The organism is Kribbella qitaiheensis (assembly GCF_042657745.1).
GTDB lineage: Bacteria > Actinomycetota > Actinomycetes > Propionibacteriales > Kribbellaceae > Kribbella > Kribbella qitaiheensis.
On record NZ_JBHSKE010000068.1, the window covers coordinates 20,530 to 46,407 of the forward strand.

Here is a 25,878-nt window from a genome sequence, read left to right on the forward strand (position 1 = left end):
CCACCCCGATGCCCGTCCCCGACCGCCCCGTCCGGTTCTTCCCCGGCAGCGACCCGCTCACCGGCACCCTGCACCAGGTCGGGCTGATTCCCTTGTCCGGTTGGCTTTCGGACAAGTACTCGCTGATGTACGGACCGCAGGCGGCCTTCGTGTCGGAGCGGTTCACGGAGTCCGCGCGGTAGTGGTCAGCCCTTCATGAGGATGGAGCCGGTGGTGTCGAGGTGGCGGAGGATCGCCGCCTCGGCCGCGGCCGCGTCACCCGAGGCGAGACCGTCCACGATCGCTTGGTGCTCAGCAAGCACATCCTGGCGCCGGGTGGCGCTCCGCTGCAGCGCCACGACGCCCAGCAGGACGTGTCGGGCGCGGAGACTGTCGTACAGCCGGCCGAGCACGCTGTTGCCGCCGGCCTCCACCAGCAGCGCGTGGAACTGGCTGTCGAGCTCAATGAACTCCTTGGCGTCACCTACGTCGACGATGGCCCGCTGCTGCTCGAGTACTGCGGACATCGGCGCCACTGGAGCTTCGTCGGAGGCCAGGCAGGTGGTGGCGGCCCAGCACTCGATCACGCCACGCGCCTGCATCATCTCGGCGATCTCCCGGCCCGGCACCGGCGCGACGAACGCGCCCCGATGCGGGACTAGCTGGACCAGGTCCTCAGCCGCCAGCATGAGCAGCGCCTCGCGCACCGGAGTACGGGAGATCCCGACCTCGGTGGCGACGGCCTGCTCGTTGATGAACGTGCCCGACACAGCGGGGTCGCTGAGCACTGTTCCGCGGAGGTATTGATAGGCACGGTCTCGACCGGAGTCCCCACTCAATTGCATACTCAATGTATACAGTCTTTGGAGGGTTCATGACATCTTTGCGAGTGGCCGCGGCCCAGATCCGCACCGGCGTGGATCCAGTAGCCAACCTAGCTACCGCCACCGACGCCGTACGCCGGACCGCCGCCGCGGGGGCTGAGCTCGTCGCGCTCCCCGAGGCCACCTTGGCTGCCTTCGGCACGGATCTCCGCGCTGTCGCGGAACCACTCGACGGGCCGTTCGCGACCGGTCTGCGCAAGGTGGCCGCGGAACTCGGCATCGTCGTTGTCGCGGGACTCTTCGAGCCGGCCAGCGACGGGCGCGTCCACAACACGCTGCTCGCGACCGGGCCGGACGTCGAGGCTTCCTACCGCAAGATCCACCTGTACGACGCCTTCGGGTCGCGCGAGTCCGACCTGGTTGCCCCTGGCAAGGAGCTGGTGACGCTCGAGGTTCGCGGGGTGACGGTAGGGCTGGCCACCTGCTACGACTTGCGCTTCGCCGATCAGTTCACGGCACTTGGGCGTGCAGGAGCGCACCTTGTCGTCGTACCGGCTTCCTGGGGAGCAGGGCCGGGTAAGGAAGAGCAGTGGGATCTGCTGACTCAGGCGCGGGCCTCGGACGCGCAGTCCTGGCTGCTGGCGTGCGACCAGGCTTGGACTCCGCCTGCCGGCACTGACCCGCTGGGGATCGGCCGCAGCGCGCTGATCGACCCGATCGGGCATGCGTGTGCACGGCTCGGCTCGGAGCCGGAACTGTTGCTGGGCACAATCGACACCGACCTGCCTGGCACGATCCGGGCCCGCGTGCCGATCCTCTAGGGCGGCGGGCGCTGGTCGGGATTGGGGATCAAGCGAGGCCGTTCTTCTTCTGGCGGGCGTTGAATTCGCGCATCCGGGGCGGGTAGCCGACCACAGCCGCGTCGTACGAGGGGATGCCGAGCTTGTTGGCGAAGGTGTGCGCCCACTCGACCGATGGCACCCGTCGACGGGTCCACTCACCGTCGATGGCGACCAGCAGCAGCGTGTAGTCGGTCACCGCCGTGCGTGGCTCGACGAAACCCTCGACACCCTGCCGCGTCTGGGCGAACTCCCGCAGGTGCGCCTGGTCGGGGGTGTCCGACTTGCGCATCGTTCCCGGCTTCTGCCGGCGACCGAACCACTTCATGGGAGCAAGTGTCCACCATTCCGGCAAATCCGGGCCGGGAGCGACGCAGCGGGCCGGCGGTGACAAGATGACGCCGGGCCGGAACTCCGCGATCCGGGGCCGCCCACCGACCTGACGCCCACGGAGGAACCTGTGACGAACACGGCAGACAGCAACACGTTCTACGACCTGGTGATCCTCGGCGGCGGTAGCGGTGGCTATGCCGCCGCGCTGCGGGCCGCGGGACTGGAGATGTCCGTGGCCCTGGTGGAGAAGGACAAGCTGGGCGGCACGTGCCTGCACCGCGGCTGTATTCCTACCAAGGCACTGCTGCACGCCGCCGAGGTGGCCGACTCGGCCCGCGAGGGCGAGCAGTTCGGGGTCCGGACGACGCTCGAGGGTGTCGACATGGGCGGCGTGAACAAGTACAAGGACGGCGTCGTCGACCGGCTCTTCAAGGGCCTGCAGGGGCAGATCAAGGCCCGCGGCATCACCGTGATCGAGGGCGAGGGGCGGCTCACCTCCCCGACCACGGTCGAGGTCGCCGGTACGACGTACACGGGTAAGAACGTCATCATCGCCTCCGGCTCGTACTCGAAATCCCTGCCGGGCCTCGAGCTCGACGGCCGCCGGGTGATCGCCAGCGAGCACGCGCTGACGCTGGACCGGGTGCCCGAGTCCGCGGTGATCCTGGGCGGCGGCGTGATCGGCGTCGAGTTCGCCAGCGCGTGGACCTCGTTCGGCACCAAGGTGACCATCGTCGAGGCGCTCCCCCGGCTGGTGCCGTCCGAGGACGCCGACTGCAGCAAGACGCTCGAGCGGGCGTTCCGCAAGCGCAAGATCGGCTTCAAGACCGGTACGCCGTTCGAGTCCGTCGAGCTGGTCGAGAACGGGGTCAAGGTGACCGTCGCCGGCGGCGAGGTGATCGAGGCCGAGGTACTGCTGGTCGCGGTCGGCCGTGGCCCGAACACCGCCGGCCTGGGCTACGAGGAGGTCGGGATCGCCCTCGACCGCGGCTTCGTGACCGTCGACGAGCACCTGCAGACCAGCGTCCCGGGCGTCTACGCGGTCGGCGACATCGTGCCCGGCCTGCAGCTCGCGCACCGCGGCTTCCAGCAGGGCATCTTCGTCGCCGAGCACATCGCCGGACTGAACCCGGCCCTGATCGACGAGGACGGCATCCCGCGCGTCACGTACTCCGAGCCCGAGGTCGCCTCCGTCGGACTCACCGAGGAGCAGGCGAAGGCGAAGTACGGCGACGTCGAGATCCTCAACTACAACCTCGGCGCCAACGGCAAGAGCCAGATCCTCAAGACCCAGGGCTTCGTGAAGCTCGTCCGCGCCAAGGACGGCGCCGTGGTCGGCCTGCACATGGTCGGCTCCCGGGTCGGCGAGCTGATCGGCGAAGCCCAGCTGATCTACAACTGGGAGGCCTTCCCCGCCGACGTCGCGCCGCTGGTGCACGCCCACCCGACCCAGAACGAGGCTCTCGGCGAGGCGCACCTCGCGCTGGCCGGAAAGCCCTTGCACTTCCACCAGTAAGTTTGGTGCTGCTGTGACGGGCGTGTCCGCCGTGACCCGGCGGGCGCCCGTTCGGGCGGCACCGTAGGCTGACACTCGACCGATCAGACGAAGGAGCAACGACCGTCATGCCGACCTCTGTATCCCTGCCGGCCCTCGGGGAGAGCGTCACCGAAGGAACCGTCACCCGCTGGCTCAAGCAGGTCGGTGACACGGTTGCCGTCGACGAACCCCTGCTGGAGGTCTCGACCGACAAGGTCGACACCGAGATCCCCTCGCCCGTGGCCGGCACCCTGCTGGAGATCAAGGCCGCCGAGGACGAGACCGTCGAGGTCGGCGCCGAGCTCGCCGTGATCGGCGACGCCGGCGAAAGCTCTGGTACTCCGGACGCCGCTCCTGCTCAGGAGGCCCCGGCCGCCGAGGCTCAGGCCGCACCCGCCCAGGAGGCTCCGGCTGCTCAGGCTCCTGCCGAGCAGGCTCCGGCCGCTCAGGCTCCGGCCGAGCAGGCTCCGGCCAAGGAGGTCCCCGCTGCCGAGGCCCCCGCGCCGCAGGCCCCGGCCGGCGACGCGTCCCCCGCCACAGCTCCGGCCGAAGCGGCCTCCCCGGCCGCAGGCCAGGCCTCCTCCGGCACGTCGGTAACCCTGCCCGCGCTGGGTGAGAGCGTCACCGAGGGCACCGTGACCCGCTGGCTCAAGCAGGTCGGCGACGACGTCGCCGTCGACGAGCCGCTGCTCGAGGTCTCCACCGACAAGGTCGACACCGAGATCCCGTCGCCGGTGGCAGGCAAGCTGCTGGAGATCAAGGTCGCCGAGGACGAGACTGTCGAGGTCGGCGCCGAGCTGGCCGTCGTCGGCACCGGCGACGCAGCCCCCGCCGCCTCTGCCCCGGCCCCCGCTGCTCCGGCCGAGTCCGCTCCCGCCGCGTCGGCTCCCGCTGCGGCTGCACCGGCCGCCGCCGCTCCTGCCCCGGCCCCCGCGGCCCAGGCGCCGGCTGCTGCTCCTGCCCCGCAGGCAGCTCCGGCTCAGGCACCGGCTGCTCAGCCCGCCGCCCAGGCTCCCGCACCGCAGTCGGCTCAGCCCGCCGCGCAGGCTCCGGCCCCGCAGTCGGCACCGGCCCAAGCTCCTTCGGCTCCGGCTCCGTCGGCTCCGGCTCCGGCCGCCTCGTCGAACGGCTCCTCCTCCGACGGCCCGAACTACGTGACCCCGCTGGTCCGCAAGCTGGCCGCCGAGCACCAGGTCGACCTCGGCGCAGTACAGGGCACCGGCGTCGGTGGCCGCATCCGCAAGCAGGACGTGATCGCAGCCGCTGAGGCCAAGAAGGCGGCCGCCGCTGCTGCTCCCGCGGCTTCGGCTCCCGCGGCCTCGTCCGCTCCGGCCAAGGCCGCTCCGGCGATCAGCCCGCTGCGCGGTACTACCGAGAAGATGAGCCGGATCCGCAAGGCCATCGCCAACCACATGGTCAACTCGCTGCACGTCTCCGCGCAGCTGACCACCGTGGTCGAGGTGGACGTCACCGAGATCGCCAAGCTCCGGAACGCCAAGAAGGCCGAGTTCCAGGCCCGCGAGGGCGTCAAGCTGTCCTTCCTGCCGTTCTTCGCGCTGGCCGCGATCGACGCGCTGAAGCAGTACCCGAAGCTGAACGCCTCGATCAACGACGAGGCCGGTGAGGTGACGTACCACGCCGCCGAGCACCTGGGCATCGCGGTCGACGCCGAGAAGGGCCTGATGGTCCCGGTCGTGCACAACGCCGGCGACCTGAACATCGCGGGCCTGGCGAAGAAGATCGCCGACCTCGCCGACCGCACCCGCAACAACAAGGTGCTGCCGGACGAGATGGCGGGCGGTACCTTCACCATCACCAACACCGGCAGCCGCGGCGCCCTCTTCGACACCCCGATCCTCAACCAGCCCCAGGTGGGCATGCTCGGCACCGGCGCGGTCGTCAAGCGCCCCGTCGTCATCACTCACCCGGAACTGGGCGAGACCATCGCCATCCGCCACATGGTCTACCTGGCCCTGACCTACGACCACCGCCTGGTGGATGGCGCCGACGCCGCCCGCTACCTGACCGCGGTCAAGCAGCGCCTGGAAGAAGCCCAGTTCGACGTCTGATCACCACCGCTCCACCCTCGTCGCCGACCCGCCGCCTGAGTACGCCTCTCGCGACGGGTCGGTGCCGTTTGACGCCGACGATGAACTCCGAGTCGATCCCGGGAGGATCTGACGATGAAGTACGTGCTGGCTGGTTCTTCCGGCTTCCTCGGCAAGTCCCTCGCGCGCGATCTGCTTGCCGACGGCCACCAGGTCGTCCGGCTGGTACGCCGCGCCCCGAGCCAGCCGAGCGAGGTCCGCTGGGATCCCGCCCAGGGCCAGCTGGACCCGGCCGCCCTCGATGGAGCCGACGTCCTGATCAACCTGGCCGGCGCGAACGTCGGCCGGCCCTGGACCCCGACGTACAGGAAGACGATTCGCGAGAGCCGAGTCAGCACCACCTCGACCCTGGCCACCGCCGCCGCTCAGATGGAACGACCACCCGTCTTCCTGACCCAGAGCGGAATCGGCGGCTACGGCAAGGACTGCGGCGACCAGATCCTCACCGAGGAGACCCCGCTCGGCGAAGGCTTCCTCTCGGACGTCGTCCGCCTCTGGGAAGGCGCCGCCGACCCGGCCCGCGAAGCCGGCTGCCGTGTCGCCACCCTCCGGACCGGTGTTGTCCTCGACCACGCCGCCCCCGCCTTCCAACTCCTCGCCCTTCCCTTCCGCCTTGCCGTCGGCGGTCGCCTGGGCTCTGGCAAGCAGTACTTCCCTGTCGTCTCCCTGACGGACTGGCTCCGAGCAGTCCGCCACGCAGCCGAGAACGACCAGGTCAGCGGCCCGGTGAACGTCGTTCTCCCCAATCCCGTCAGGAACCGGCAATTCACGAAGGATCTGGCCGCCGCCCTCCACCGCCCGGCGTTCGTCCCGATCCCCGCCATCGCCCTCACCACCGCACTCGGCGAATTCGCCTGGGAGCTCATCGGCAGCAAACGAGCCCTCCCCACCACCCTCCAATCCACCGGCTTCACTTTCACCCACCCCACCTCCCCAGAGGCTCTAGCCTCCGCCCTCAACCACTAGCCCCCACCTCCACAAAGGTGGTCCGGTCGTTGGCTGGAGTTCTCGGTCACGTGGTGGTGATTGCTGAGATTCGCCAACTGGTGTTGCTGGCAGTGAGGGTTATTCGGCGGGTAGTTGGTGAACCAGGTGGGAGCGGTGTTCGTTGGCCGGAACGGGTCACAGCCGCGCCGGCGATCAGCCGGTCGACGATTCGGAGTACGACGGTCTCGTCGCCCGGGTGTTCGACGATGAGAGTTCCGATCCGTATGCGTAGGCCTTCCACGCGGACCTGCTGCTTAAGGTAGGAGGCAAGCAGAGAACGGTCGGACGACCACGGCGGACTACCGGGCACGTAGATCGCGTCGAGGTCAGCCGGATTCAAGGTGGAGAACGCTTGCGATCGGCGGCGGTCAAGGCTCTGCAGAGTCTGCAACCACCGCTTGCTGTCCTCAGCCGCCCGCGTGGAATTCCCCGGAGGCTCCCCCGGCTTGCCAGAAGCCGTGACAGGCCCCGGGCTCGCGCTCCTGACCGGGCTTGTTGCTGAGGAGCTCTGCCGGGTGCCTGCGGTTGTCGTCGACCCGGTTGCTGGTTGCCCCAGTACACCGACCGTTGCAAGACCAATGCCAAGCACGATGAGCGCAGCGACTCCGCAGGCCGCCAGGATTCCGCAAGCAGAACGCCTTGTCTGTAAGCCTTCTCGAACCCTCGCAACAGATCCACCCCGCTGAGCCCCCGCCTTCCCGGTACTGCGAACGCCCGAGCGCGCAGCCCTCGTACGCCGTGAGGAGCCGCCACGCGTGACCCCAAGCCCCACGCGGCCCATGGTGGTCCCCGGGCCATCCGTTCCCCCACGACGCACTACCCCTCGATCCCGGCCGGAGCCGATGAGCCCAGCGCGGGCGGATCCCAGGCCAGACGACCGCAGGCCGGCCAGCCGACGCCCGGCGGTGCCAGGCCTGGCAGAGCCAGAGCCGGTGGCGCCAAGGCTGGTCGACTCGGGATTGGTGGTCGCCGGGCCGGTTGTCTCCGGGGAGACTGTTGCCGGGGCGGCGGTTGCCGGTGCGGCCGACTCCGCGGAGGTGTTTGCCGAGTTGGGGGTGAAGCCGAGGTCTATGGGGGTGGGTGGGGTTAAGGAGAGGAGGTGTTGGGCTATGTCGTCGCCGGGGGTGGTGAAGAGGGTGGGGGTGAAGAGTTTGGGGTCTGCGCCGGATTGGAGGGCTAGGTCGCCTAGGGCTTTGAGGTCGTCGGCGGGGGTGTTCGGCGCGTCTAGGCGGAGGCCTGGGTCGGTGAGGACGGGGCGGCCGTCGGCGTCGAACATGATGTTGTCCGAGCTCAGGCGGGTGTGGGTGAGGTCGGCGCGGTGCATTGCGGCCAAGCCCTGGGCCAGCGGGCTGATGAGGGTCACCAGTTCGCCCAGGGAAAGCGGTCCCCGTCGTTGGAGAAGAGCCGACAGCGTGCCGGCTGCGACGTACTGGCTGAAGAGGAGCCATTCGCGGTCGGTCTGGCGTACTTCGAGCAGGCGGGCCACGTGCGGGTGGTCGATACCCCGCGCGCGAGCCAGGTCGTCGCGGAATTCGTTGGGCGTAGGGACGGCGGACTTGGGGATGCGTTTGAGCACGGTGTGCCGGCCGGAGGCGAGGTCCCGGACCAGCCAGACGGCGCCGACCGATCCGGACCCGAGCCCACGGCGCAGGCTGTAGCCGGCGATGTCTTCGAGTGCCATGCCCAAGAGAGTGCACGAATCGCCGTCGGACCGGCCGAAGTTATCCACAGCGAGGCCTGACAGGCGTCCTGTGGACGGGAGCGAACGGCGCCGCGGCGGTCCGCATACACTCGAAGACGTGAGAGCTATCAACTATGTGGAGGCCGGCTTCGGCGCCGACGCGGTCGACTACGAGCAGGCGTGGGCCGAGCAGCGCCGTCTGCACGCGGAAGTTGCCGAGGGCACCGGATCCGACACGGTCATCCTGCTCGAGCACCCGCCGGTCTACACGGCCGGCAAGCGGACCGAGCCGCACGAGCGGCCGATGGACGGGACGCCGGTGGTCGACGTCGACCGGGGCGGCAAGATCACCTGGCACGGCCCGGGCCAACTGGTTGGCTATCCGATCGTGAAACTCGCCTCACACGTGTACGTCGTGGACTACGTCCGCAGGCTCGAGGAAGCCCTGATCGCGGTGTGCGCCGAGCTCGGCGTCCGGACCGGACGGGTGAAGGGGCGCAGTGGTGTCTGGGTTCCCGCGGACGAGCGTGGGCGCGAGCGGAAGATCGCGGCGATCGGGATCCGGGTGGCGCAGGGCGTCACCATGCACGGCTTCGCGCTGAACTGCGACAACGACCTCGCCTGGTTCGACCGGATCGTCCCGTGCGGTATCTCCGACGCTGACGTCACCACGCTCTCCAAGGAACTGGGCCGCGACGTCCCGATCGCTGAAGTCCTCGAACCGGTACGCCGGAACCTGGACAAACTGCTCGCCTGGGAAGAGTACGAGCGCACTCCTGACCTGGACCACGAAGATGACCCGACCCCAGCAGGCATCACCTACGGCCTGACCGTCTGACGCGTCGCACCGGCGTACCGGGCGTCTCTATGCGATCTCCAGCCCAGCCGCGGTCTTCCGTGGGTTGGGATTCACGCTGACGAACACGTGGTGATGCCGTGTGTGATCGGGGTGCTGCGGGGTGTGTGCGCGTGGGGTCGTGTGGGATGTGTTGCCGGGGATTACGCGGCATACGCGCCCGGCTAGACGTAAAGATTGCGCGAAGTGTCGGCGGGGTGCGGAGGGGAAACGTCGCTACGGTGGGGATGTGTCCAAATTTCTCGGCTTCCTCCTTGGCATCGCCGTAGCGCTCGTCGGGCCCGCGATGTTCGGCGTCCTCGCGGCGGACGGCGGTGTCAAGCTGAACGCGAAGGAGATGGCGCTTGCCTACGGCATCGGGGCGCTGATCTTCTGGACCGTGGTGTCGTACTTCTCGGGTGCCGCGGCGCTCGGTGCGGCGCTGACCTTCGGCGCGATGATCTACACCGTGCACTGGATCCCCAACCGGATGACGAACTTCCTCAACGACGTGCCGGGTGTGACGACCGGGATGATCGACGGCATCAAGCAGTACACGCTGAACGGCGTGGTGCCGATCCTCGCGGTGATCTCCTTGGTCTTCGGGATCCAGCTGATCGTCCAGGCCATGCAGCGGCGTCGGCGTGATCGCGCCGAGGCAGACCGTCTCCAGCGCGAGCAGGAGCTGGCCCAGGCGCAGCAGGAGGCGGAAGTGACCGCTGACTACCCGGTTGCCGGGGGCGCCTATCAACCGGCTGTGGACAACCGGTTCGGCAGCAACTTCGGGAACAGCAACTACGACGACCTGTTCGACGAGGACCCGGCACCGTATCCGCCGCGGAACCAGGCGGACGATCAGACCGCGCAGTTCGCCACCTCGGGCGTCGACCACGACCGGGAACTGGAAGAGGGGCGGGACGACACCTCGGAGTACCGCCGCGCGGGCGACGAGACGGATGCCGGGGACAGCGCCGACGAGACCGTGCTCGTGCCGACGGATCGCGACGAGACGGTGACCGTCCCCGCGACCGAATCCCGCGACGAGGCAACGAACAAGCCGGACGAGGCAGCCGACGCAGCCGACGAGGACATGACGGTTCAAGAGCCTGACCGTCCGCAGGCTGCCGAGAACGAGACTGTTGCTGAGGGCACCGGAAGCGCTGACGACGAGACTCAGGTCGCACCCGCGGCGCCCACGGCTGCCGCTGCCGCGTCCCCGGCTGCACCGGCATCCGGTGTGGCGAGCACCCCCGTGCGCCCCGAAGTACCGCAGGCTGCACAACCCGAGGTGCCGAAGGCCGCAGCACCCGAGGTACCGACGGCAGTCCAGCCCGAGGCTCCGAAGGCCGCGCAACCCGAGGCTCCCAAGGCTGCCGCGCCCGACGCACCGACGCCCGCCGCTCCTGAGAATGACGCGCCGAAGGCTGGCGTCGCGCCGCGGTACGACGTGGCGACGACCGGGCAGAGGTTGGAGCGGAACGAGCAGATGGGGCAGCAGTACCGGGAGCGGATGGATGGGCCGCATGTCGATGACACCGGTGAGGTCCATGTGGGGGCGTTCGAGAATCCTCCGGTTTCAGAGGAGGCTCGGCCGCAGGGTCCGAGGATCATGGACCTGCCGGGCCAGTTCCGGCCCGCAGGCGCCTGACCCCGAATCACAGCAGAAGTACAGACAGAAGGCCGGCACCCCCGATGAGGAGGCCGGCCTTCTGCGTGTGGGTTCAGGCGACGTGCATGCGCTGGTGCTGGCCCCAGCGAGCGTGTTCGGCGAATGCCTCGTCGTAGGCGCGGATCGCCATCTGGCAGACGTCCGGCGCCATCTGGGCGCGCGGTGACTCGGTGCTCCAGGCAAGCATCAGGCGCCGGTGGATCGGGTCTCCGACGAGCGGCCGGGTGGTCACATCGCTGGAGAGCATCCGGTACGACGTGGGCGAGATCAGCGCGACGCCTTGACCACTGGTGACGAAACCCATCAGCACGGACGTGTCCACCGAGTGGTGCTCGACCTTCGGGGCGAATCCAGCCTCTTCGCACGCAGCGCGGAAGAGCACGTGGAAGCCGCTGTCGTCCGGCGGTTCTCCGATCCACTCCTCGTCGGACAGATCGGCCAGGTCGATCTCACCGCGATGCCTGGTCGTCACGGCCAACGGGTGATCCGCCGCCATCACCACGTAGGCACTTTCGGACTCCACGATCGTGCACGCGTCGACCCCGGTCGGAAGCCGCAGCTCGAAGCCGGGGAACTCCCGCAGCAGGGCGAAGTCGAGCCGACCGCTCTCCAACTGCTGGAGCAGCACGCTGGTGGCCCACTCGACCTCGATGCTGACCTGCTCGATCTCGCCGTGGTCGCGCAGCCGGCTGGCGATCCCCGACATCGGAGCCGTCGGGAACCCGCCGAGCCGGACCGCGCTCGACTCCACGGCGGTCATCGCCGAGACCGTCGCGGACAGGTGATCCACGTCGACGAGGATCGCCCGCGCCCGGTCCACGGCGTACCGGCCCAGCGGTGTCGGGGTGACTCCCGTGCGAGAGCGCTCGAACAGCTCACCGCCGAACGCCGACTCGATCCGTTTCAGCTGCGCAGTCAGGCTGGGTTGGCTGACCTTCAGCCAGCGGGCGGCCCGTCCGACGGACCCCGCTTCTGCCACCAGGACCACCACCCGCAAGTGGCGCAGCTCGACGTTCATGCGTTGTGACCGTAGTCGAGTTGCCGTCCCCACACACAGATACCGAGTGTTGCGGTTTTGTCACAGCCTACAAAATTCCTGTAACGCTGGCGATCCTGTGACGATAAGTCATGACGCCTTGATCGCGATCGCCTCTCGGTAACCGAGCCGCCGGCCGGTCTGCAGCAGCGTCCGCTCGTACAGGCGAGCTCCGAGGCGCACGATCAGAACCGTTGCCACCAGCAGTATCAGGATGGCGAGCAGCGGCTGCCAGAGCGGTACGTCCTCGGTCAGCATCCGGCCCGGCATCGCCATCGACGACGCGATCGGGATGAAGGACGCGACCGTCTTGGCCTCCGCACCGGCGAACACCGCGAAGAAGAACGGGACCATCAGGATCATCTGACCGGGCAAGGTGGTCGAGCCGAGATCCTCCTGCCGGGTGGCCAGCGAACCCGCCACCGCCCACAAGCCCGCGAGCGCGACGAAACCGAGCACGAAGAACACCACGAACCAGCCCGCGACCGGCGCGATCACCTCGAGGATGTCGGCCTGATCCGTTGCCAGCAGCCCGATCAGCGACGCGGCCGCGATCACCACGATCTGCGAGAGCGCGAGCACGGTGTTGCCGATCACCTTGCCCCACAGCAGCGCCCGGATCGGCACCGCGGCGGCGAGGATCTCGACGACCCGGCTCTCCTTCTCCTGCACGACGCTCTGCGCGATCATCATGCCGAAACCGAGCGCCGTCATGTAGAAGACCAGCGCGAGACCGATGTTTACGAAGTCCGCCACGATCTCTGGCAGCGGTCCAGGATTGAGCAGCCGCTCCTGCACCTGCGTGTTCGCCCGCAACTGCTCCGGGGTCAGCCCTGCCTGCGCCGCGTTCTGCTCCATCCCGAGGTTGACCGCCGCCTCGCGCAGGCTGTTCTGCAGGTCGGTGTCGACCCGGTCGTCGCCGAGTACGACGTACCCGTTGTCGCCCGGCAGCAGCGCGGCCTTGGCATCACCGTCGACCACCATCCGCTCGGCCGCGGCCGAGTCCGTCGCACGGGTGACCTCGTAGCTGTCGCCGCCCTTGATCGCATCGGCCGTCTGCACGACCTTCGCGCCGGCGTCGTTCAGTACTGCGATCTTGTCCGGGCTGTTGTTGCCCGCGATCAGCGCGGGAATGATCACCGCCGCCATCACGATGATCAGCATGAACGCGGTCGAGCCGATGAAGGTCTTGTCCCGCAGCTTGGTACTGATCTCGCGCTGCGCCACCAGTTGCCACGGGTGCCGGAGGGTCTCCTTGCGCGGGGCGGCCTTGCGCGGCGTCTCTTCGTTCTGGATCGTCTTGTTCTGGGTCTGGGTACTCATCGGGTCGCCTCCCGGAAGACGTCGCTCAACGCGACGCGCTCGGGCCCGAACTCGAGCACCGCGCCGCGGCTGAGAGCCTGCTGCAGAATCTGTTGCTCCTGGCCCGCGGCCTCCACGTCGAACAGCGCGGTCGCACCGTCCACATCGCGCACCTTGATGCCCGCGATGTCACGCAGCCAGCCGGCGTCGCCGTCCACCACCATCCGGTACGTCGCTGTCGGCCCGGCGGCGAGTTCCGCAACGGAGCCGGCGGCAACGACCTTGCCCCGGGAGAGTACGACCAGGTCGTCGCACAGGCGCTCGACCAGCTCCAGTTGGTGGCTGGAGAAGAGCACCGGGACCTCCGGCGTGACCTCCTCGCGGAGCAGGTCCACCATCGCGTCCACGGCGAGCGGGTCGAGTCCGCTGAACGGCTCGTCCAGCACCAGCGCGATCGGCTCGTGCACGAGGGCGGCGGCGATCTGGACGCGCTGCTGGTTGCCCAGCGACAGCGTCTCCAGCACGTCGCCCGCCCGCTCCGCCAGACCCAGCCGGCCGAGGATCTTGTCGGTCCGCTCGGCGGCGCGGGTCGAGTCCATCCCGTGCAGCCGCCCGAAGAACACCAGTTGGTCGCGGATCTTCATCTTCGGGTACAGCCCTCGCTCCTCCGGCATGTAGCCGAAGTCGCGCCTGACCTCGTGGGTCAGGGGTGCGCCGTTCCACCGCGCCTCGCCGCTGGTCGCGGCCAGCACCCCGAGGATGATCCGCATGGTCGTCGTCTTGCCGGCTCCGTTCGCCCCGACGAACCCGGTCATCCGACCCGGTACGACGTCGAAACTCACGTCATCCAACGCAAGGTGATCACCGAACCGCCGGGTCAACCCAGCCACGCTCAGCATCCCGTTCACCGATCCTCTACTGCTCCGGCCCCCTGACCGGGCACACGCCCAGCCACTCCCGTCGGGAAGTGACTGCCACGCTAGTCAGGACGCACCCCACCGCACGTCGCCCCTCAGAGTGATCACCCAGGTCATCCCCAGGGCGGACCACCACCCCAACCGGTCTGATCCCGGGACACTCGGAGTGGCCGTCCAAGTGACACCGGCCCCATAGGGTTGGCAGGTGAAATCCGTCCGCGCGATTCTGCGTGCCGCCCACCGCTTGTTGACCGATGAGAACGTCGACCTCTGGCTGCTGACCCTCACAGCCGCTGTCTTCACGGTGCTGGGGATCGTCGATGTCGCCAGCATGAACGTGCTGAGCGCCGCCATCCTCGCGTTGCTGGCAGCGTTGGCGTTCGCTCAGATCAAGTCCCGGAAGCTGGTCGCCGAGATCGCGACCGACCACACAGGCTCCCGCGAGGTACTGCTGCGTGAGTTCCCGGAAGACCTGATCAGGCAACGAGCCGAGGCGAATGACATCCTCCTGATCGGCATCGCCCTGGCACGGACGATCCAGGGCGGCCGCGACGACTTCTACCGAGCCCTGACTCGCGGTGCCAGGCTCCGCGTGCTTCTCCTGGACCCGACTGACGAGGAACTGGTTCGCCAAGGTGCCCTGGTCCGTCCCCCGGGACGCACCGCCCTCCTGTCCCAGCGCATCAAGACGACGCTGGATGAGCTGGACGAGCTACGAACCAGCACCGGCGGAGACCTCGAGATCCGCGTGGCGCAGTTCGTACCGCCCCTCGGCGTGAACCTCCTGCGCAGTGTTAGGTCGGCCAGCATCACCATCCAGCACGCTGAGCATCATCCCGCCGGCGAGCCGGGACCGATCATGCATTTCGACGAATCCGCCGGTGGCTGGTTCAGCTTCTACGAACGGCAAGCGGAGCGACTGTGGAACGCGGGTACGCCGTGGCCGCCCACTCACCAGCAGCGACTCGACGCGATCGCCCAGCCGAGCTTCGCTCAATCGTTCGGGCCTGAACTCCTCACGTCCATGGAGTCCGCGAAAGATCTCTTCATCACCGGCGTCGCCCGCACGACGTTGCTGACCGAGAACTACACGAGATTCGAGAAGTGGCTTCAGCGCGGCTGCAAGATGCGGTTCCTGCTCATCGAACCCACCTCGGCAGCGGTCGGGGTCGCCGCCGAGCGGTACTACGCCGAGCGATCTAGCGACTCGGCCCGAGCTCGCATCGAGCAGTCGCTGCGCCTGCTGGCCGAACTCGCGGCGGCTACCGGCGGCTCCCTTGAAGTCCGCCTCACCGCGCATCCGATAGCGACCGGCGTGATCGCCGTTGATGCTCCAGAGATCCAGCGCGGACCGACATCAGCGATCTTCGTGGAGTACTACACCTACCAGGCTGAAGGCGAACCGAAGTTCGTTCTTCAGCCCACTGATCCGTGGTTCGACCAGTTCCTCGCCGAAGCGGAGCGGGTGTGGATCGGCGCCCAGCGGGCGTAGCCCCAAGTACGGCTCACGACAGCGCCACTCAGTGCTCGTCGCCTGGTACTACGAGGCCGCATTCGTAGGCGAAGACGACTGCCTGGACGCGGTCGCGGAGGCCTAGCTTGAGGAGGACGCGGGAGACGTGGGTCTTGACGGTGGCCTCGCCGACGAAGAGCTGGGTGGCGATCTCGGTGTTGGTCAGGCCGCGTGCGATCAGGCCGAGGACCTCGCGTTCGCGTTCGGTCAGGTCGGCGACCAGGTCCGGGCGGTAGACGCGTTCGCCGCCGCCGGTGAACCGCTTGATCACCCGCCGGGTCACCTCGGGGGCCAGCAAGGCGTGGCCGGAGTGGACCACCTGGATCGCTTCGACCAGGTCCTCGGGCGCGGTGTTCTTCAGCAGGAAGCCGCTGGCTCCGGCACCGAGCGACTCGAACAGGTAGTCGTCCCGGTCGAAGGTGGTCAGGATCACCACCTTGCCCGCGTCGGCGGAGACGATCCGCTGGGTCGCGGCGATTCCGTCCAGGCCGGGCATCTGCACGTCCATCAGGGCCACGTCCGGGCGCAGCTCGGTCGCCAGCTCGACCGCCTTCTCGCCGTCGGCCGCCTCCCCGACCACCTCGATGTCGGGCTCGACCGAGAGGATCATCCGGAATCCCGCCCGGACCAGATCCTGGTCGTCCACCAGCAGCACGCGCATCGCCGTACCGGCTTCGCTCATTGCTGTGCCCCTTCGACGGCGGAATTGTCTACCCAGGAATCCTCGGGGATCTGCGGTTCACCGGTGGACGGCGAGGAAGGTTGCAGCGGGATCCGGGCTCGGACGCGGAAGCCGCCGACCGGACGTGGTCCGATCTCGCTCTCCCCGCCGAGCAGGCCGACCCTCTCACGGATACCGACGTGGCCGAGCCGGCTGCCGACGGGTGCGTGCTTCGGGCGGCCGTCGTCGATCACCTCGACCTCGACCGCGGTGTCACCGATATAACGCAGCGTGACATGGGCCGTGCGCGCGGTCGAGTGCCGCCGTACGTTCGTCAGGGCCTCCTGCACGATCCGGTAGACCGACACCGAGATCGTCTCCGGCAGGTCGACCGGCTGCCCGATCTGGTGGAACCCGACCGACAGGCCCTCCCCGCCGGCCGTGGCGACCAGAGCTGGCAGGCGGTCCGCACCCGCCTGCGGAGCCTTCAACGCCGGTACGCCGATCTCCTCGTCGAGGTCCGGGTCAGCCGCGCGGAGCATGCCGAGGAGCTGCCGCATCTCGTTGACCGCGGTCCGGCTGGAGTTCTCGATCACGCTCAGCGCGTTCTTCGCCGCCTCGGGGTCGGAGTTCATCACCCGCCGGGCTCCCCCGGCCTGGATGCCGATGCTGCTGATGTGGTGCGCGACCACGTCGTGCAGCTCGCGGGAGATCCGCAGCCGCTCGTCGATCACCGCGCGCCGGGCGTTCTCCTGCTGCTGGGCGGCCAGCTCCATCGCCTGCTGCTCGAGCTCGTGCCGCTGCCGGGCCACGCCCCACGCGGTACGGCCCCAGAAATAGGCGCCGAAGAAGTAGAGGACGTTGAGCGCGAAGTTCAGCAGCACGAACGACACGTACGGCGAGAGCATGCCCTGGTCGGCACCCTTGATCGCGTCGGTCTGCAGGGCTTCCACGAACCCGTGGAACAGCCAGACGAACATGCCGACGAAGACGACCACCATCGTCAGCTTCATCCGGCGGCGGTCCTTCGCCCAGGCGGCCGCGGAGTACAGGGCCATGAACTGGGAGATCTGCGTCACCAGGTTGCCGGCGAAGGCGAACGGCACCCGCTCACCGGACGTGAAGAACAGGACCGACACGACCAGCAGCACGGTCAGCGGATACCGGCGGCGGAAGCACAGCGGCAGCGCGACGGCCGCGCTCAGCACGTACGCCTCGATGCCTCCGGCCCCCATCTCCACCGGGCCGGGTGAGGTGCCCTTGGCCAGCTCGGTGCCGACCACGCCGGCCGCGGCCATCCCCAGACCGAGGAGGATGTCCCGGCGCTGCTCGCTGCGGGTGGGCCCCGGGCGGAGCCACTCGGTGTTCGGCGTACCGGTCGCCGGCGGCGTCCCGGGCTGGGAGGTGGACATGGTTGGCCAGCCTACGGGTGGGCGGCCAGGTCACCCGGCGCGCCGCGTACTCTGGTGGGCGTGACGATCGTTCCAGAAGGACGGAAACTGCTCAGACTCGAAGTGCGCAACGCGGAGACCCCGATCGAGCGCAAACCCGAGTGGATCAAGACACGCGCCAAGATGGGCCCGGAGTACCAGAAGCTTCAAGCGCTGGTGAAGTCCGAGGAGCTCCACACGGTGTGCCAGGAGGCCGGCTGCCCGAACATCTTCGAGTGTTGGGAAGACCGCGAGGCCACCTTCTTGATCGGTGGGGACCAGTGCACCCGGCGATGCGACTTCTGCCAGATCGACACCGGCAAGCCGCTCGCCCTCGACCGTGACGAGCCCCGGCGGGTCGCCGAGTCCGTCACCAAGATGGGCCTGCGCTACGCGACCGTGACCGGCGTCGCCCGCGACGACCTGGCCGACGGCGGCGCCTGGCTGTACGCCGAGACCATCCGCCAGATCCACGCGCAGAACCCGGGCACCGGCGTCGAGATGCTCGCCCCCGACTTCAACGCGGTCCCCGAGCAGCTGGCCGAGGTGTTCTCGTCCCGCCCCGAGGTGTTCGCGCACAACGTCGAGACGGTGCCGCGGATCTTCCGCCGGATCCGCCCCGGCTTCCGCTACGAGCGTTCGCTGGACGTCATCACCCAGGCCCGTGACTACGGCCTGGTCACCAAGTCGAACCTGATCCTCGGCATGGGCGAGACCCGCGACGAGGTCAGCCAGGCACTGCGCGACCTGCACGGAGCGGGCTGCGAGATCATCACGATCACCCAGTACCTGCGTCCGTCGGTGCGGCACCACCCGGTCGAGCGCTGGGTGCGCCCCGAGGAGTTCGTCGAGATGAAGGAGGAGGCCGAGGAGATCGGCTTCGCCGGAGTCATGTCCGGACCGCTGGTGCGTTCGTCGTACCGGGCCGGTCGGCTGTACCGTCAGGCTGTGGAGTCCCGGATGACGTCCGCGGGTTCCGCCGCACAGACCTCCCAGACCGCCTGACCGACTGAACCGCCTGACGAAGACAAGGTAGAGATGGCCAAGAACGACGCGCCCGCCGAGAAGACGAGCCGGCTGAAGCAGATCCGGTCGGCGTATCAGCTGACCAAGAAGTCCGACCCGCGGATCGGTCTGGTGCTCGCCGGGATCTTCCTCGGCGTGGTCGTCGTGTTCGTGGCCCTCGGCCTGTTCGTCGGGCCGCCGCTGATCTGGATCCCGCTGGGCGTCGCGCTCGGCTTCCTGGCCGCGACCATCATCTTCGGCCGCCGGGTGGAGAAGGCGGCGTACAGCCAGATCGAGGGTCAGGCCGGTGCCGCGGCGTCCGCGCTGCAGACACTGCGCCGGGGCTGGACCGTGACGCCCGCCATCGCGGTCACCAAGAACGCCGACATCGTGCACCGCGTGGTCGGCCGCCCGGGCATCATCCTGGTCGGCGAGGGCCAGCCGAGCCGGGTGAAGAACCTGCTCGCCGCCGAGGGCAAGAAGCACACCCGGGTCGCGGGCGGCGCGCCGGTGATCCAGATCATGGCCGGTCAGGGCGAGGACGAGATCGACATCCGCAAGCTGACCAAGCACGTGATGAAGCTCCCGGCCGCGCTGCAGCCGTCCGAGATCACCGATCTGCTGCAGCGGCTGAAGGCGCTCGACGCCGTCCGCCCGCAGGTGCCGATGCCGAAGGGCCCGGTGCCGACCAGCATGAAGGGCGCCCGTCAGGCCATGAAGGGCCGCTGAGCCTCCACTGTGCTGCCGTCCGGCCCGTACTGCGGGCCGGTCGATCCACGAAATCCTCGTTCGTCAGACAAGGGTGAGACCATCCGCACGAACGAGGAGGCAACCCGATGGCCGTCGACGACGTTTTCCCTATCGTGACGAGTGCTGATCTCGAGCGGCTGCTGCCGTTCTACACCGACGTCCTCGGCGGGGAGAAGGTGTACCAGTTCCCGCCCGAGGGCGCCGCGGCGTACGTCAGCGTGCGCTTCGGCAAGGCTTCGCTGGGCCTCGGCCACGACCCGGAGTACCGGCGTCCGGCCGGCACCCCGGCGATCTGCCTGTGGCTGTACGTGGACGACATCGTCGCGTCGGTCGAGCAGATCCGGTCCGCAGGTGCGCGGATCACCCAGGAACCGGCCGACCAGCCGTGGGGGGAGAAGGAAGCGCGTGCCGAGGACCCCGACGGCAACCTGCTAGTCCTCGGCCAACGGGCCGGGTGAAGCTCCCTCTCCTCGTGTCGCGCCCGATGGCCATCCACCGGCCTTAGGGTGCGACCAGGAGCGGATGAAAACCAGAGGTAGACAGATGACCGATCTTTACCCCGCGGTGCACCAACCGGCCGTGGAGACGTGGCCCTCGCTGGCGCCGCCGCGCTCGAACCCGGTACGCCGGGCCGGGGCCGCCGCCGCGATCCGCTTCATCGCGCGGGATCTGCCTGCCACCATCACGATGGACAACCGGAAGTACGGCCGGGGCGGCCCGGGCATGCTGGTGCACCGGACCGGGCCGTTCCTCGACCGCCTCGGGCAGGACGCCGGCTCCGGCTTCGGCGAGGCGTACCTGGCCGGTGACTGGGACCCCGAGCCCGGGACCGACTTGGCGGATCTGCTGATGCCGTTCGCCGAGCGGTTCAGCTCCGACCAGGATCGCCACCTGCTGCCGAAATGGGCCCAGTCACTGCGCTGGCTCGTCACCCGGAGCCTGCCCAGCGACCAGGAGAACGACCGCGCCGGCGCCCGCGAGAACGTCAGCCGCCACTACGACTTGAGCAACGCGATGTTCTCGGAGTTCCTCGACCCGTCGCTGACGTACTCCGCCGCCTACTTCGACGACGTCACCGCCGACCTGGCGACCGCGTCGTACGACGAGTTGTCGCAGGCCCAGCTCCGCAAGCTCGACTCGATCCTGGACGCCGCTGGCGTGCGGTCCGGGTCACGCGTGCTCGACATCGGGTGCGGGTGGGCCAGCCTCGCGATCCGCGCGGCTCAGCGGGGCGCGTGGGTGACGGCGATCACCATCGCGTCCCAGCAGGCGCTGCTCGCCCAGCGGCGGATCGCTGACGCGGGGGTCAGCGATCGTGTCCAGGTCGCGCTGCGTGACTACCGCGACCAGATCGGCGTGTTCGACGCGGTGCTGAGCGTGGAGATGATCGAGGCGGTCGGCGAGAAGTACTGGCCGGTGTACTTCGACGCGATCGAGCGGCGGCTTGCCCCGGGCGGGGTCGCCGTCGTCCAGGCGATCGTGATGCCGCACGAGCGCATGCTCGCCACCCGCAACACCTTCACCTGGGTCCAGAAGTACATCTTCCCCGGCGGTCTCATCCCCTCCGTGAAGGTGATCGAGCAGGTCACCGCGGAGCACACCGGCCTGCAGGCCCACGTGATCCGCCACCTCGGCGCCGACTACGCCCGCACCCTCCGTGTCTGGCGCGACCGCTTCATCGACCGCTGGCCAGAGATCGCCGACCTCGGCTTCGACGCCACCTTCCGCCGCATGTGGGAGTTCTACCTCGCCTACTCCGAAGCCGGCTTCCGAGCCGGCTACCTGGACGACGTCCAACTCCTCCTGACCAAATGCTGACCGAGTACTCCGCGGAACGCGGCGAGCAGGTCGTGGGGCGGAGTACGGGTCAGCGGCGGACTACGACGGTGTTGGCGGCTTTGTCGTGGAGGCCTCGGCGGTCTCGGTCGTAGATGACCGCGGGGATGACGAGGCAGATGAGCAGGGCTCGGATCGCGCCGCCGAGGAGGCCTACCTGGGCTGCGTAGCCGGTGCCGCCTTGTTTGGTGGGGATGACGCGGAGGCCGAGCAGGCGGTGGCCGATGGTGGCGCCGCCCAGGCCGGTGAGGATCGCGGTCATCGCGAAGAAGGTGACCAGTTGGGCCGTACTGAGGTCGTTGCCGCCCGCCCAAACGGGCTTGCTGACGATCGCGGAAGCGATCAGGCCGGCGATCAGCCAGTCGACGAAGAGCGCGGCGATGCGTCGCCCCCAGCCGGCTACGGACTCCGGACCAGCCTCGGGCAGGCCGAGGCGATTGCCCGGATATCGGAAATCGTCGGTGGGTCCTGCGCCGGATTGTGCAGATGATGCCATGATGACGAGGCTACCGAGGCGGCCCGGGATCTCACTCCCCTGCCCGCCCACACCAGTGGGTCAGCGCGGACACGCTGGGCGTAACATCCGCGAAACACTGGGGTCACGGCCGAGTAATCGGCAGGGCCTACGTTCAGAACAATCTCTGAGCCACCCCGAGGAGTATGTATGTTTTCCAGCGCTGAGGAGCTGCTCGCCTACGTCAAGGACGAGGGCGTCGCGTTCATCGATGTCCGGTTCTGCGACCTGCCGGGCATCATGCAGCACTTCACCGTCCCGGTGTCGTCATTCGGTCCCGAGGTCTTCGAGGACGGCCTGCAGTTCGACGGTTCGTCGATCCGCGGCTTCCAGCAGATCCACGAGTCGGACATGTCGCTGCTGCCCGACCCGACCACGGCGTACATCGACCCGTTCCGCCGGGACAAGACGCTGATCGTCAACTTCTTCGTGCACGACCCGCTGACGGGCGAGGCCTACAGCCGGGACCCGCGCAACATCGCCCGCAAGGCGCAGGAGTACCTGAAGTCGACCGGCATCGCCGACACCGCCTTCTTCGCGCCCGAGGCCGAGTTCTACGTCTTCGACGACGTGCGGTTCGAGACCAAGCAGAACGAGAGCTACTACCACATCGACTCCGTGGCCGGCGCCTGGAACACCGGCCGGGTCGAAGAGGGTGGTAACCGCGGCTACAAGGTCCGCTACAAGGGTGGCTACTTCCCCGCGCCCCCGGTCGACCACTTCGCCGACCTGCGCAACGACATCACCAAGCACCTCGAGATCAGCGGCCTGACCGTCGAGCGCGCCCACCACGAGGTCGGCACCGCGGGCCAGGCGGAGATCAACTACCGCTTCGACACGCTGCTGACCGCGGCCGACGACTTGATGAAGTTCAAGTACATCGTCAAGAACACCGCCTGGGAGGCCGGCAAGACCGCGACCTTCATGCCGAAGCCGATCTTCGGTGACAACGGCTCGGGCATGCATTGCCACCAGTCGCTGTGGAGCAACGGCGACCCGCTGTTCTACGACGAGTCCGGTTACGGCGGTCTGTCCGACGTCGCCCGCTGGTACATCGGCGGCATCCTGAAGCACGCCCCGTCACTGCTGGCCTTCACCAACCCGACGGTGAACTCGTACCACCGCCTGGTGCCGGGCTTCGAGGCGCCGGTCAACCTGGTCTACTCGCAGCGCAACCGTTCGGCCTGCATCCGGATCCCGATCACGGGTTCGAACCCGAAGGCCAAGCGCATCGAGTTCCGCTGCCCCGACCCGTCGTCGAACCCGTACCTGGCCTTCTCGGCCCAGCTGCTGGCCGGCCTGGACGGCATCCGCAACAAGATCGAGCCCGCGGACCCGATCGACAAGGACCTGTACGAGCTGCCCCCGGAGGAGCACGCGTCGGTCAACCAGGTTCCCACCTCGCTGCCGGCCGTGATCGACTCCCTCGAGGCCGACCACGAGTTCCTGCTCGAGGGTGATGTCTTCACGGGCGACCTGATCGAGACCTGGATCGACTTCAAGCGCGAGAACGAGATCGCCCCGATCCAGCTCCGCCCCCACCCCCACGAGTTCGAGCTGTACTACGACGTTTAAACGCAGGCTTTAGGGCCCTTCGACCCTAGTCCTGCCCAGTCACGAAAAGCCTTATAAACAAGGGCCTCTAGCCTCACAAGGGTTAGGGGCCCTTGCCGTGTGCTCAGGCCCCTCACGTTGACCCCGCGTTGACTCGGTTGACCCGAGCTAGCGCCAGCGGCTCTCAGCGCCTCTCAGACGGGCCCAAGGCCCCAGCCAGCACCAGGGCTAGGCCAGCGCCTCACGGGCCTCACAGGGCCCCTCAGTCGTCTAGCCAGCGGACCCCCTGCCCGTCCAGATGCATCCCCCTGTGCCAACTCAGGATGCACGGCGCACCGGTAATCGGGTTCACGCCGTCGCACGGCGCAGCTTTGGTCAACTCCAGATTTTCAAGACTCATGCCAGGAATCCTAGAACTGAAACAGCACCAGCGGCTATACGCTGGTAACAGCGGCTTATAGCCGTGTTTCCTCACATGACGACAGGGTGAGCAGCAGGCAAGATCAGGTGCCATGACGCAGGACGAGGTAGACAAGCTGGTTGCAGCGAACGTGCGTTCGGCGCGTGCGCGCATTCGGATGCGTCAGGAAGACCTAGCCGACGAATTGGATTGGGCACGCGCGACAGTCGGCGCGCTAGAGAACGGCAGTAGGCGAGTCACATTGGCTGACGCACTCGCATTGTGCGCAGCCCTCAAGATCGATCTCAGGGAGCTACTGCGAGGGGCCCCGGCTGAGGTGTTCCAAACCTTCGGTCTGGAGTGACGTGGTGGACAAGCTCGATGACATTGGCCTCTTCTGGCTATCTGATGAGCCCGATCACAAGGTTCATGGCGCGCTGACCTTTGATCCAGAAACCGGGGGTCGATTGCGGCTCGACGGTCTGCTAGGCGCGAATGGGCAACCCGAAGACTACGTGCGGATTCTTGGGCAATCGCAGGAGCAGGGATACACCCTTAATCGATGCCTTGAGACGAACCGCAGGCAAAATCCGTTCTCAAACACCGCCGGGGTATCCACATGGAATATCGGCGAGGCATACACCAACGTTCACTTTGCCAGCGATGACGAAATCGAATTCGACACCATGTATGTCCAGTTGGAAGATATGGCCTCCTGGCTAGGCAGGAGCGGAATAAGCGGCGCACCACTCCAGCCGAGTGAAGGCACATGGATTGCGAACATTTCAGGGAAACGGCTCAGCGATGAGGAGATTTCAACCGACTTCGGTGAGATAGCGCTTATACACGGGATCGGGCAGAAGGGCAATCTGCCTCGTGAGTACACGCTGTCACAGACATACGGCGTCAGAATCCGGACTGACGGCCTTACGCCGAAATCCGACTTGCTCGAAATAGTCAGCGATGTCCAAGACTTCGTTTCAATGGGAATCGACCGCCTAAGCGCGTTCACTAAAGTCCAATTCGAACACCCGGACATAGTCCACCCTTCGCGTGAAGCCACTTCCGAGCGTGAGCGCCTCCTGATGGGCGATCGACCACCACGGCGCATCGAAATCGATCACTATGCAACGTGGCGGATCAAAGCTGGCGAGTACGAAAAGCGACTGCCGAAAATCGCCTTCAATTATGAGGACATTGGTGGACCCGATGGTCTAAAATCCTGGCTATCGCTCGCCTCTCAGCATCGGCGGACCCTAGCTCGAATCATGAGCGTGAAAGAGCGGTCCGGAATGTATTCCGAGGATCGGCTACTAAACGCCGTAGCTGCGGCAGAAGGTCTGCACAGGGAACTGACCGGCATCCCCGACAACCCTAGGAAGATGCCGCTCAAAGCCCGACTCATCCAGCTCGCTCAGTTGGCAGGACCCCGGTTCGAAACAGCCGTATTCGACGTTGAGAAGTGGAGCGAGTTTCTGAAGGAAGAGCGGCACGAGCACGCCCACAACCGAAGCCAGCAACCATCGTCCAATATCGATCACTACTGGCATATGGCGAACTCCGCCTACTGGCTAATTCTCCTGTGCTTCCTGTCGCAAATCCCAACAGCTGGACCCGCAATCGAACGAGCCACCTATTGCCAGGGTTTTATATGGATGACGAACGAGGTCAGCGGAATCGTGCAGCGGCTCTAACCCTCCGGGGCCATGTTCAGACCCAGCAACCGGGCCAGTCGTCAATGTCTCCATCCCAGTCACCATCACCCTGATTGCGCTCAGCCTCTCGCTCAGCCTCAGCAACTTCCGCCTGAAAGGCGCGTTGTTCTTCCCGATTCGGGCCCTCGCGTAGTGCTCGCACGCGATGAGTCGGCGGCAGCCTCGCAATAAAGTCGTCAAGCAAGTCCAGAATCTGGCCCCGGGTCAGCAATCCCTCAGCCATTGCGTCGCCCCGTCATCTCACGCACAACATCAAGCTCCCAATGCCCTTCAGACAAACAACGGGCCGACTGCGAAGGACATTCGTCCGTGATTCGCCAATGAGGCAGCCACCCTTTCGGGACGTAGACACGCTCGTAATACCTGCGAACATCCCACGGTTTACCGGCTCTTCACGATCCAGGGTGTAGTCGGGGCCTGAAGCCACCGGTCTCGAGGAGTGATCTGGCGATG

At 67.5% G+C, this 25,878-nt stretch carries 24 protein-coding genes; 15 read left to right on the plus strand and 9 right to left on the minus strand.

What is annotated here, in order from left to right; translation table 11 throughout:
• Nucleotides 1-8: 8 nt before the first annotated feature.
• Nucleotides 9-182, plus strand: coding sequence for a hypothetical protein (locus ACFPJ1_RS37755; RefSeq protein WP_380111117.1), 174 nt, complete (start codon nt 9-11; stop codon nt 180-182).
• Nucleotides 183-185: 3 nt separating this feature from the next.
• Here ACFPJ1_RS37755 and ACFPJ1_RS37760 read toward each other — a convergent pair whose 3' ends face one another.
• On the minus strand, nt 186-824 hold the full coding sequence (locus ACFPJ1_RS37760; protein WP_380111118.1) for a GntR family transcriptional regulator: 639 nt from the start codon (nt 822-824) through the stop codon (nt 186-188).
• A 29-nt stretch (nt 825-853) separates the two neighbouring features.
• Between ACFPJ1_RS37760 and ACFPJ1_RS37765 the strand changes: the two genes are divergently transcribed.
• On the plus strand, nt 854-1,624 hold the full coding sequence (locus ACFPJ1_RS37765; protein ID WP_380111119.1) for a carbon-nitrogen hydrolase family protein: 771 nt from the start codon (nt 854-856) through the stop codon (nt 1,622-1,624).
• A 28-nt stretch (nt 1,625-1,652) separates the two neighbouring features.
• Here ACFPJ1_RS37765 and ACFPJ1_RS37770 read toward each other — a convergent pair whose 3' ends face one another.
• The gene (locus ACFPJ1_RS37770; protein WP_380111120.1) at nt 1,653-1,970 is read right to left on the minus strand and encodes a hypothetical protein; all 318 of its coding nucleotides are present in this window, start codon (nt 1,968-1,970) and stop codon (nt 1,653-1,655) included.
• Nucleotides 1,971-2,102: 132 nt separating this feature from the next.
• Between ACFPJ1_RS37770 and lpdA the strand changes: the two genes are divergently transcribed.
• The 3 genes from lpdA to ACFPJ1_RS37785 all read left to right on the plus strand — a co-directional run bounded on the left by lpdA (nt 2,103) and on the right by ACFPJ1_RS37785 (nt 6,586).
• Nucleotides 2,103-3,491, plus strand: coding sequence for a dihydrolipoyl dehydrogenase (gene lpdA, locus ACFPJ1_RS37775; protein WP_380111121.1), 1,389 nt, complete (start codon nt 2,103-2,105; stop codon nt 3,489-3,491).
• A gap of 107 nt (nt 3,492-3,598) precedes the next feature.
• On the plus strand, nt 3,599-5,581 hold the full coding sequence (sucB, locus tag ACFPJ1_RS37780) for a 2-oxoglutarate dehydrogenase, E2 component, dihydrolipoamide succinyltransferase (protein WP_380111122.1): 1,983 nt from the start codon (nt 3,599-3,601) through the stop codon (nt 5,579-5,581).
• A 114-nt stretch (nt 5,582-5,695) separates the two neighbouring features.
• Nucleotides 5,696-6,586: a TIGR01777 family oxidoreductase gene (locus tag ACFPJ1_RS37785; RefSeq protein ID WP_380111123.1), complete on the plus strand. Its 891-nt coding sequence runs from the start codon at nt 5,696-5,698 to the stop codon at nt 6,584-6,586.
• A gap of 46 nt (nt 6,587-6,632) precedes the next feature.
• Here ACFPJ1_RS37785 and ACFPJ1_RS37790 read toward each other — a convergent pair whose 3' ends face one another.
• Nucleotides 6,633-8,288 (minus strand): protein kinase domain-containing protein, encoded by a 1,656-nt coding sequence (locus ACFPJ1_RS37790; protein ID WP_380111124.1) that lies wholly within the window; start codon nt 8,286-8,288, stop codon nt 6,633-6,635.
• Between the two features lie 118 nt (nt 8,289-8,406).
• Here ACFPJ1_RS37790 and lipB point away from each other — a divergent pair, with 118 nt between their 5' ends.
• Complete coding sequence (gene lipB, locus ACFPJ1_RS37795; RefSeq protein ID WP_132187771.1) at nt 8,407-9,126, plus strand: lipoyl(octanoyl) transferase LipB; 720 nt, start codon at nt 8,407-8,409, stop codon at nt 9,124-9,126.
• Between the two features lie 247 nt (nt 9,127-9,373).
• Nucleotides 9,374-10,771, plus strand: coding sequence for a hypothetical protein (locus ACFPJ1_RS37800; RefSeq protein WP_380111125.1), 1,398 nt, complete (start codon nt 9,374-9,376; stop codon nt 10,769-10,771).
• Nucleotides 10,772-10,844: 73 nt separating this feature from the next.
• On the opposite strand, the gene ACFPJ1_RS37805 is transcribed toward ACFPJ1_RS37800, so the two are convergent.
• The 3 genes from ACFPJ1_RS37805 to ACFPJ1_RS37815 form a co-directional block, all read right to left on the minus strand.
• Nucleotides 10,845-11,810 carry a LysR family transcriptional regulator gene (locus ACFPJ1_RS37805; RefSeq protein ID WP_380111126.1) on the minus strand — a complete coding sequence of 322 codons (966 nt, stop codon included), beginning with the start codon at nt 11,808-11,810 and terminating at the stop codon, nt 10,845-10,847.
• 108 nt (nt 11,811-11,918) lie between these two features.
• A complete protein-coding gene (locus ACFPJ1_RS37810) occupies nt 11,919-13,151 on the minus strand; it encodes an ABC transporter permease (protein ID WP_380111127.1) in 1,233 nt (410 codons plus the stop codon).
• Complete coding sequence (locus tag ACFPJ1_RS37815) at nt 13,148-14,029, minus strand: ABC transporter ATP-binding protein (RefSeq protein ID WP_380111128.1); 882 nt, start codon at nt 14,027-14,029, stop codon at nt 13,148-13,150. The genes ACFPJ1_RS37810 and ACFPJ1_RS37815 overlap by 4 nt, the downstream gene beginning before the upstream one ends.
• A gap of 223 nt (nt 14,030-14,252) precedes the next feature.
• On the opposite strand from ACFPJ1_RS37815, the gene ACFPJ1_RS37820 reads away from it, so the two are divergent.
• Nucleotides 14,253-15,539 (plus strand): hypothetical protein, encoded by a 1,287-nt coding sequence (locus ACFPJ1_RS37820; protein ID WP_380111129.1) that lies wholly within the window; start codon nt 14,253-14,255, stop codon nt 15,537-15,539.
• Nucleotides 15,540-15,567: 28 nt separating this feature from the next.
• Here ACFPJ1_RS37820 and ACFPJ1_RS37825 read toward each other — a convergent pair whose 3' ends face one another.
• Complete coding sequence (locus ACFPJ1_RS37825) at nt 15,568-16,242, minus strand: response regulator (RefSeq protein ID WP_380111130.1); 675 nt, start codon at nt 16,240-16,242, stop codon at nt 15,568-15,570.
• On the minus strand, nt 16,239-17,633 hold the full coding sequence (locus tag ACFPJ1_RS37830; protein ID WP_380111131.1) for a sensor histidine kinase: 1,395 nt from the start codon (nt 17,631-17,633) through the stop codon (nt 16,239-16,241). The genes ACFPJ1_RS37825 and ACFPJ1_RS37830 overlap by 4 nt, the downstream gene beginning before the upstream one ends.
• Nucleotides 17,634-17,693: 60 nt before the next feature.
• Here ACFPJ1_RS37830 and lipA point away from each other — a divergent pair, with 60 nt between their 5' ends.
• The 4 genes from lipA to ACFPJ1_RS37850 all read left to right on the plus strand — a co-directional run bounded on the left by lipA (nt 17,694) and on the right by ACFPJ1_RS37850 (nt 21,224).
• Nucleotides 17,694-18,656: a lipoyl synthase gene (lipA, locus tag ACFPJ1_RS37835; protein ID WP_380111132.1), complete on the plus strand. Its 963-nt coding sequence runs from the start codon at nt 17,694-17,696 to the stop codon at nt 18,654-18,656.
• Between the two features lie 33 nt (nt 18,657-18,689).
• Nucleotides 18,690-19,385, plus strand: a complete 696-nt coding sequence (locus ACFPJ1_RS37840) for a DUF4191 domain-containing protein (RefSeq protein WP_380111133.1) — start codon at nt 18,690-18,692, stop codon at nt 19,383-19,385.
• Nucleotides 19,386-19,492: 107 nt separating this feature from the next.
• Nucleotides 19,493-19,864, plus strand: coding sequence for a VOC family protein (locus tag ACFPJ1_RS37845; protein ID WP_380111134.1), 372 nt, complete (start codon nt 19,493-19,495; stop codon nt 19,862-19,864).
• Between the two features lie 85 nt (nt 19,865-19,949).
• Nucleotides 19,950-21,224 (plus strand): class I SAM-dependent methyltransferase, encoded by a 1,275-nt coding sequence (locus ACFPJ1_RS37850; RefSeq protein WP_380111135.1) that lies wholly within the window; start codon nt 19,950-19,952, stop codon nt 21,222-21,224.
• 49 nt (nt 21,225-21,273) lie between these two features.
• Here ACFPJ1_RS37850 and ACFPJ1_RS37855 read toward each other — a convergent pair whose 3' ends face one another.
• Nucleotides 21,274-21,738: an RDD family protein gene (locus ACFPJ1_RS37855; RefSeq protein ID WP_380111136.1), complete on the minus strand. Its 465-nt coding sequence runs from the start codon at nt 21,736-21,738 to the stop codon at nt 21,274-21,276.
• Between the two features lie 168 nt (nt 21,739-21,906).
• On the opposite strand from ACFPJ1_RS37855, the gene glnA reads away from it, so the two are divergent.
• From glnA to ACFPJ1_RS37870, 3 genes are all read left to right on the plus strand, one after another.
• On the plus strand, nt 21,907-23,331 hold the full coding sequence (gene glnA, locus ACFPJ1_RS37860) for a type I glutamate--ammonia ligase (protein ID WP_380111137.1): 1,425 nt from the start codon (nt 21,907-21,909) through the stop codon (nt 23,329-23,331).
• A 491-nt stretch (nt 23,332-23,822) separates the two neighbouring features.
• Nucleotides 23,823-24,074 (plus strand): helix-turn-helix domain-containing protein, encoded by a 252-nt coding sequence (locus ACFPJ1_RS37865; RefSeq protein ID WP_380111138.1) that lies wholly within the window; start codon nt 23,823-23,825, stop codon nt 24,072-24,074.
• Between the two features lie 4 nt (nt 24,075-24,078).
• Nucleotides 24,079-25,404, plus strand: coding sequence for an ApeA N-terminal domain 1-containing protein (locus ACFPJ1_RS37870; protein ID WP_380111139.1), 1,326 nt, complete (start codon nt 24,079-24,081; stop codon nt 25,402-25,404).
• The last annotated feature ends 474 nt before the right edge of the window (nt 25,405-25,878 follow it).

What these genes read in the sequence shown, in the direction of transcription:
- ACFPJ1_RS37755 (WP_380111117.1), top strand. Translation starts at nt 9, where the DNA reads ATGCCCGTCCCCGACCGCCCCGTCCGGTTCTTCCCCGGCAGCGACCCG.
- ACFPJ1_RS37760 (WP_380111118.1), bottom strand. Translation starts at nt 824, where the DNA reads ATGCAATTGAGTGGGGACTCCGGTCGAGACCGTGCCTATCAATACCTC.
- ACFPJ1_RS37765 (WP_380111119.1), top strand. Translation starts at nt 854, where the DNA reads ATGACATCTTTGCGAGTGGCCGCGGCCCAGATCCGCACCGGCGTGGAT.
- ACFPJ1_RS37770 (WP_380111120.1), bottom strand. Translation starts at nt 1,970, where the DNA reads ATGAAGTGGTTCGGTCGCCGGCAGAAGCCGGGAACGATGCGCAAGTCG.
- sucB (WP_380111122.1), top strand. Translation starts at nt 3,599, where the DNA reads ATGCCGACCTCTGTATCCCTGCCGGCCCTCGGGGAGAGCGTCACCGAA.
- ACFPJ1_RS37785 (WP_380111123.1), top strand. Translation starts at nt 5,696, where the DNA reads ATGAAGTACGTGCTGGCTGGTTCTTCCGGCTTCCTCGGCAAGTCCCTC.
- ACFPJ1_RS37790 (WP_380111124.1), bottom strand. Translation starts at nt 8,288, where the DNA reads ATGGCACTCGAAGACATCGCCGGCTACAGCCTGCGCCGTGGGCTCGGG.
- ACFPJ1_RS37805 (WP_380111126.1), bottom strand. Translation starts at nt 11,810, where the DNA reads ATGAACGTCGAGCTGCGCCACTTGCGGGTGGTGGTCCTGGTGGCAGAA.
- ACFPJ1_RS37810 (WP_380111127.1), bottom strand. Translation starts at nt 13,151, where the DNA reads ATGAGTACCCAGACCCAGAACAAGACGATCCAGAACGAAGAGACGCCG.
- ACFPJ1_RS37815 (WP_380111128.1), bottom strand. Translation starts at nt 14,029, where the DNA reads ATGCTGAGCGTGGCTGGGTTGACCCGGCGGTTCGGTGATCACCTTGCG.
- ACFPJ1_RS37825 (WP_380111130.1), bottom strand. Translation starts at nt 16,242, where the DNA reads ATGAGCGAAGCCGGTACGGCGATGCGCGTGCTGCTGGTGGACGACCAG.
- ACFPJ1_RS37830 (WP_380111131.1), bottom strand. Translation starts at nt 17,633, where the DNA reads ATGTCCACCTCCCAGCCCGGGACGCCGCCGGCGACCGGTACGCCGAAC.
- ACFPJ1_RS37840 (WP_380111133.1), top strand. Translation starts at nt 18,690, where the DNA reads ATGGCCAAGAACGACGCGCCCGCCGAGAAGACGAGCCGGCTGAAGCAG.
- ACFPJ1_RS37845 (WP_380111134.1), top strand. Translation starts at nt 19,493, where the DNA reads ATGGCCGTCGACGACGTTTTCCCTATCGTGACGAGTGCTGATCTCGAG.
- ACFPJ1_RS37850 (WP_380111135.1), top strand. Translation starts at nt 19,950, where the DNA reads ATGACCGATCTTTACCCCGCGGTGCACCAACCGGCCGTGGAGACGTGG.
- ACFPJ1_RS37855 (WP_380111136.1), bottom strand. Translation starts at nt 21,738, where the DNA reads ATGGCATCATCTGCACAATCCGGCGCAGGACCCACCGACGATTTCCGA.
- glnA (WP_380111137.1), top strand. Translation starts at nt 21,907, where the DNA reads ATGTTTTCCAGCGCTGAGGAGCTGCTCGCCTACGTCAAGGACGAGGGC.
- ACFPJ1_RS37865 (WP_380111138.1), top strand. Translation starts at nt 23,823, where the DNA reads ATGACGCAGGACGAGGTAGACAAGCTGGTTGCAGCGAACGTGCGTTCG.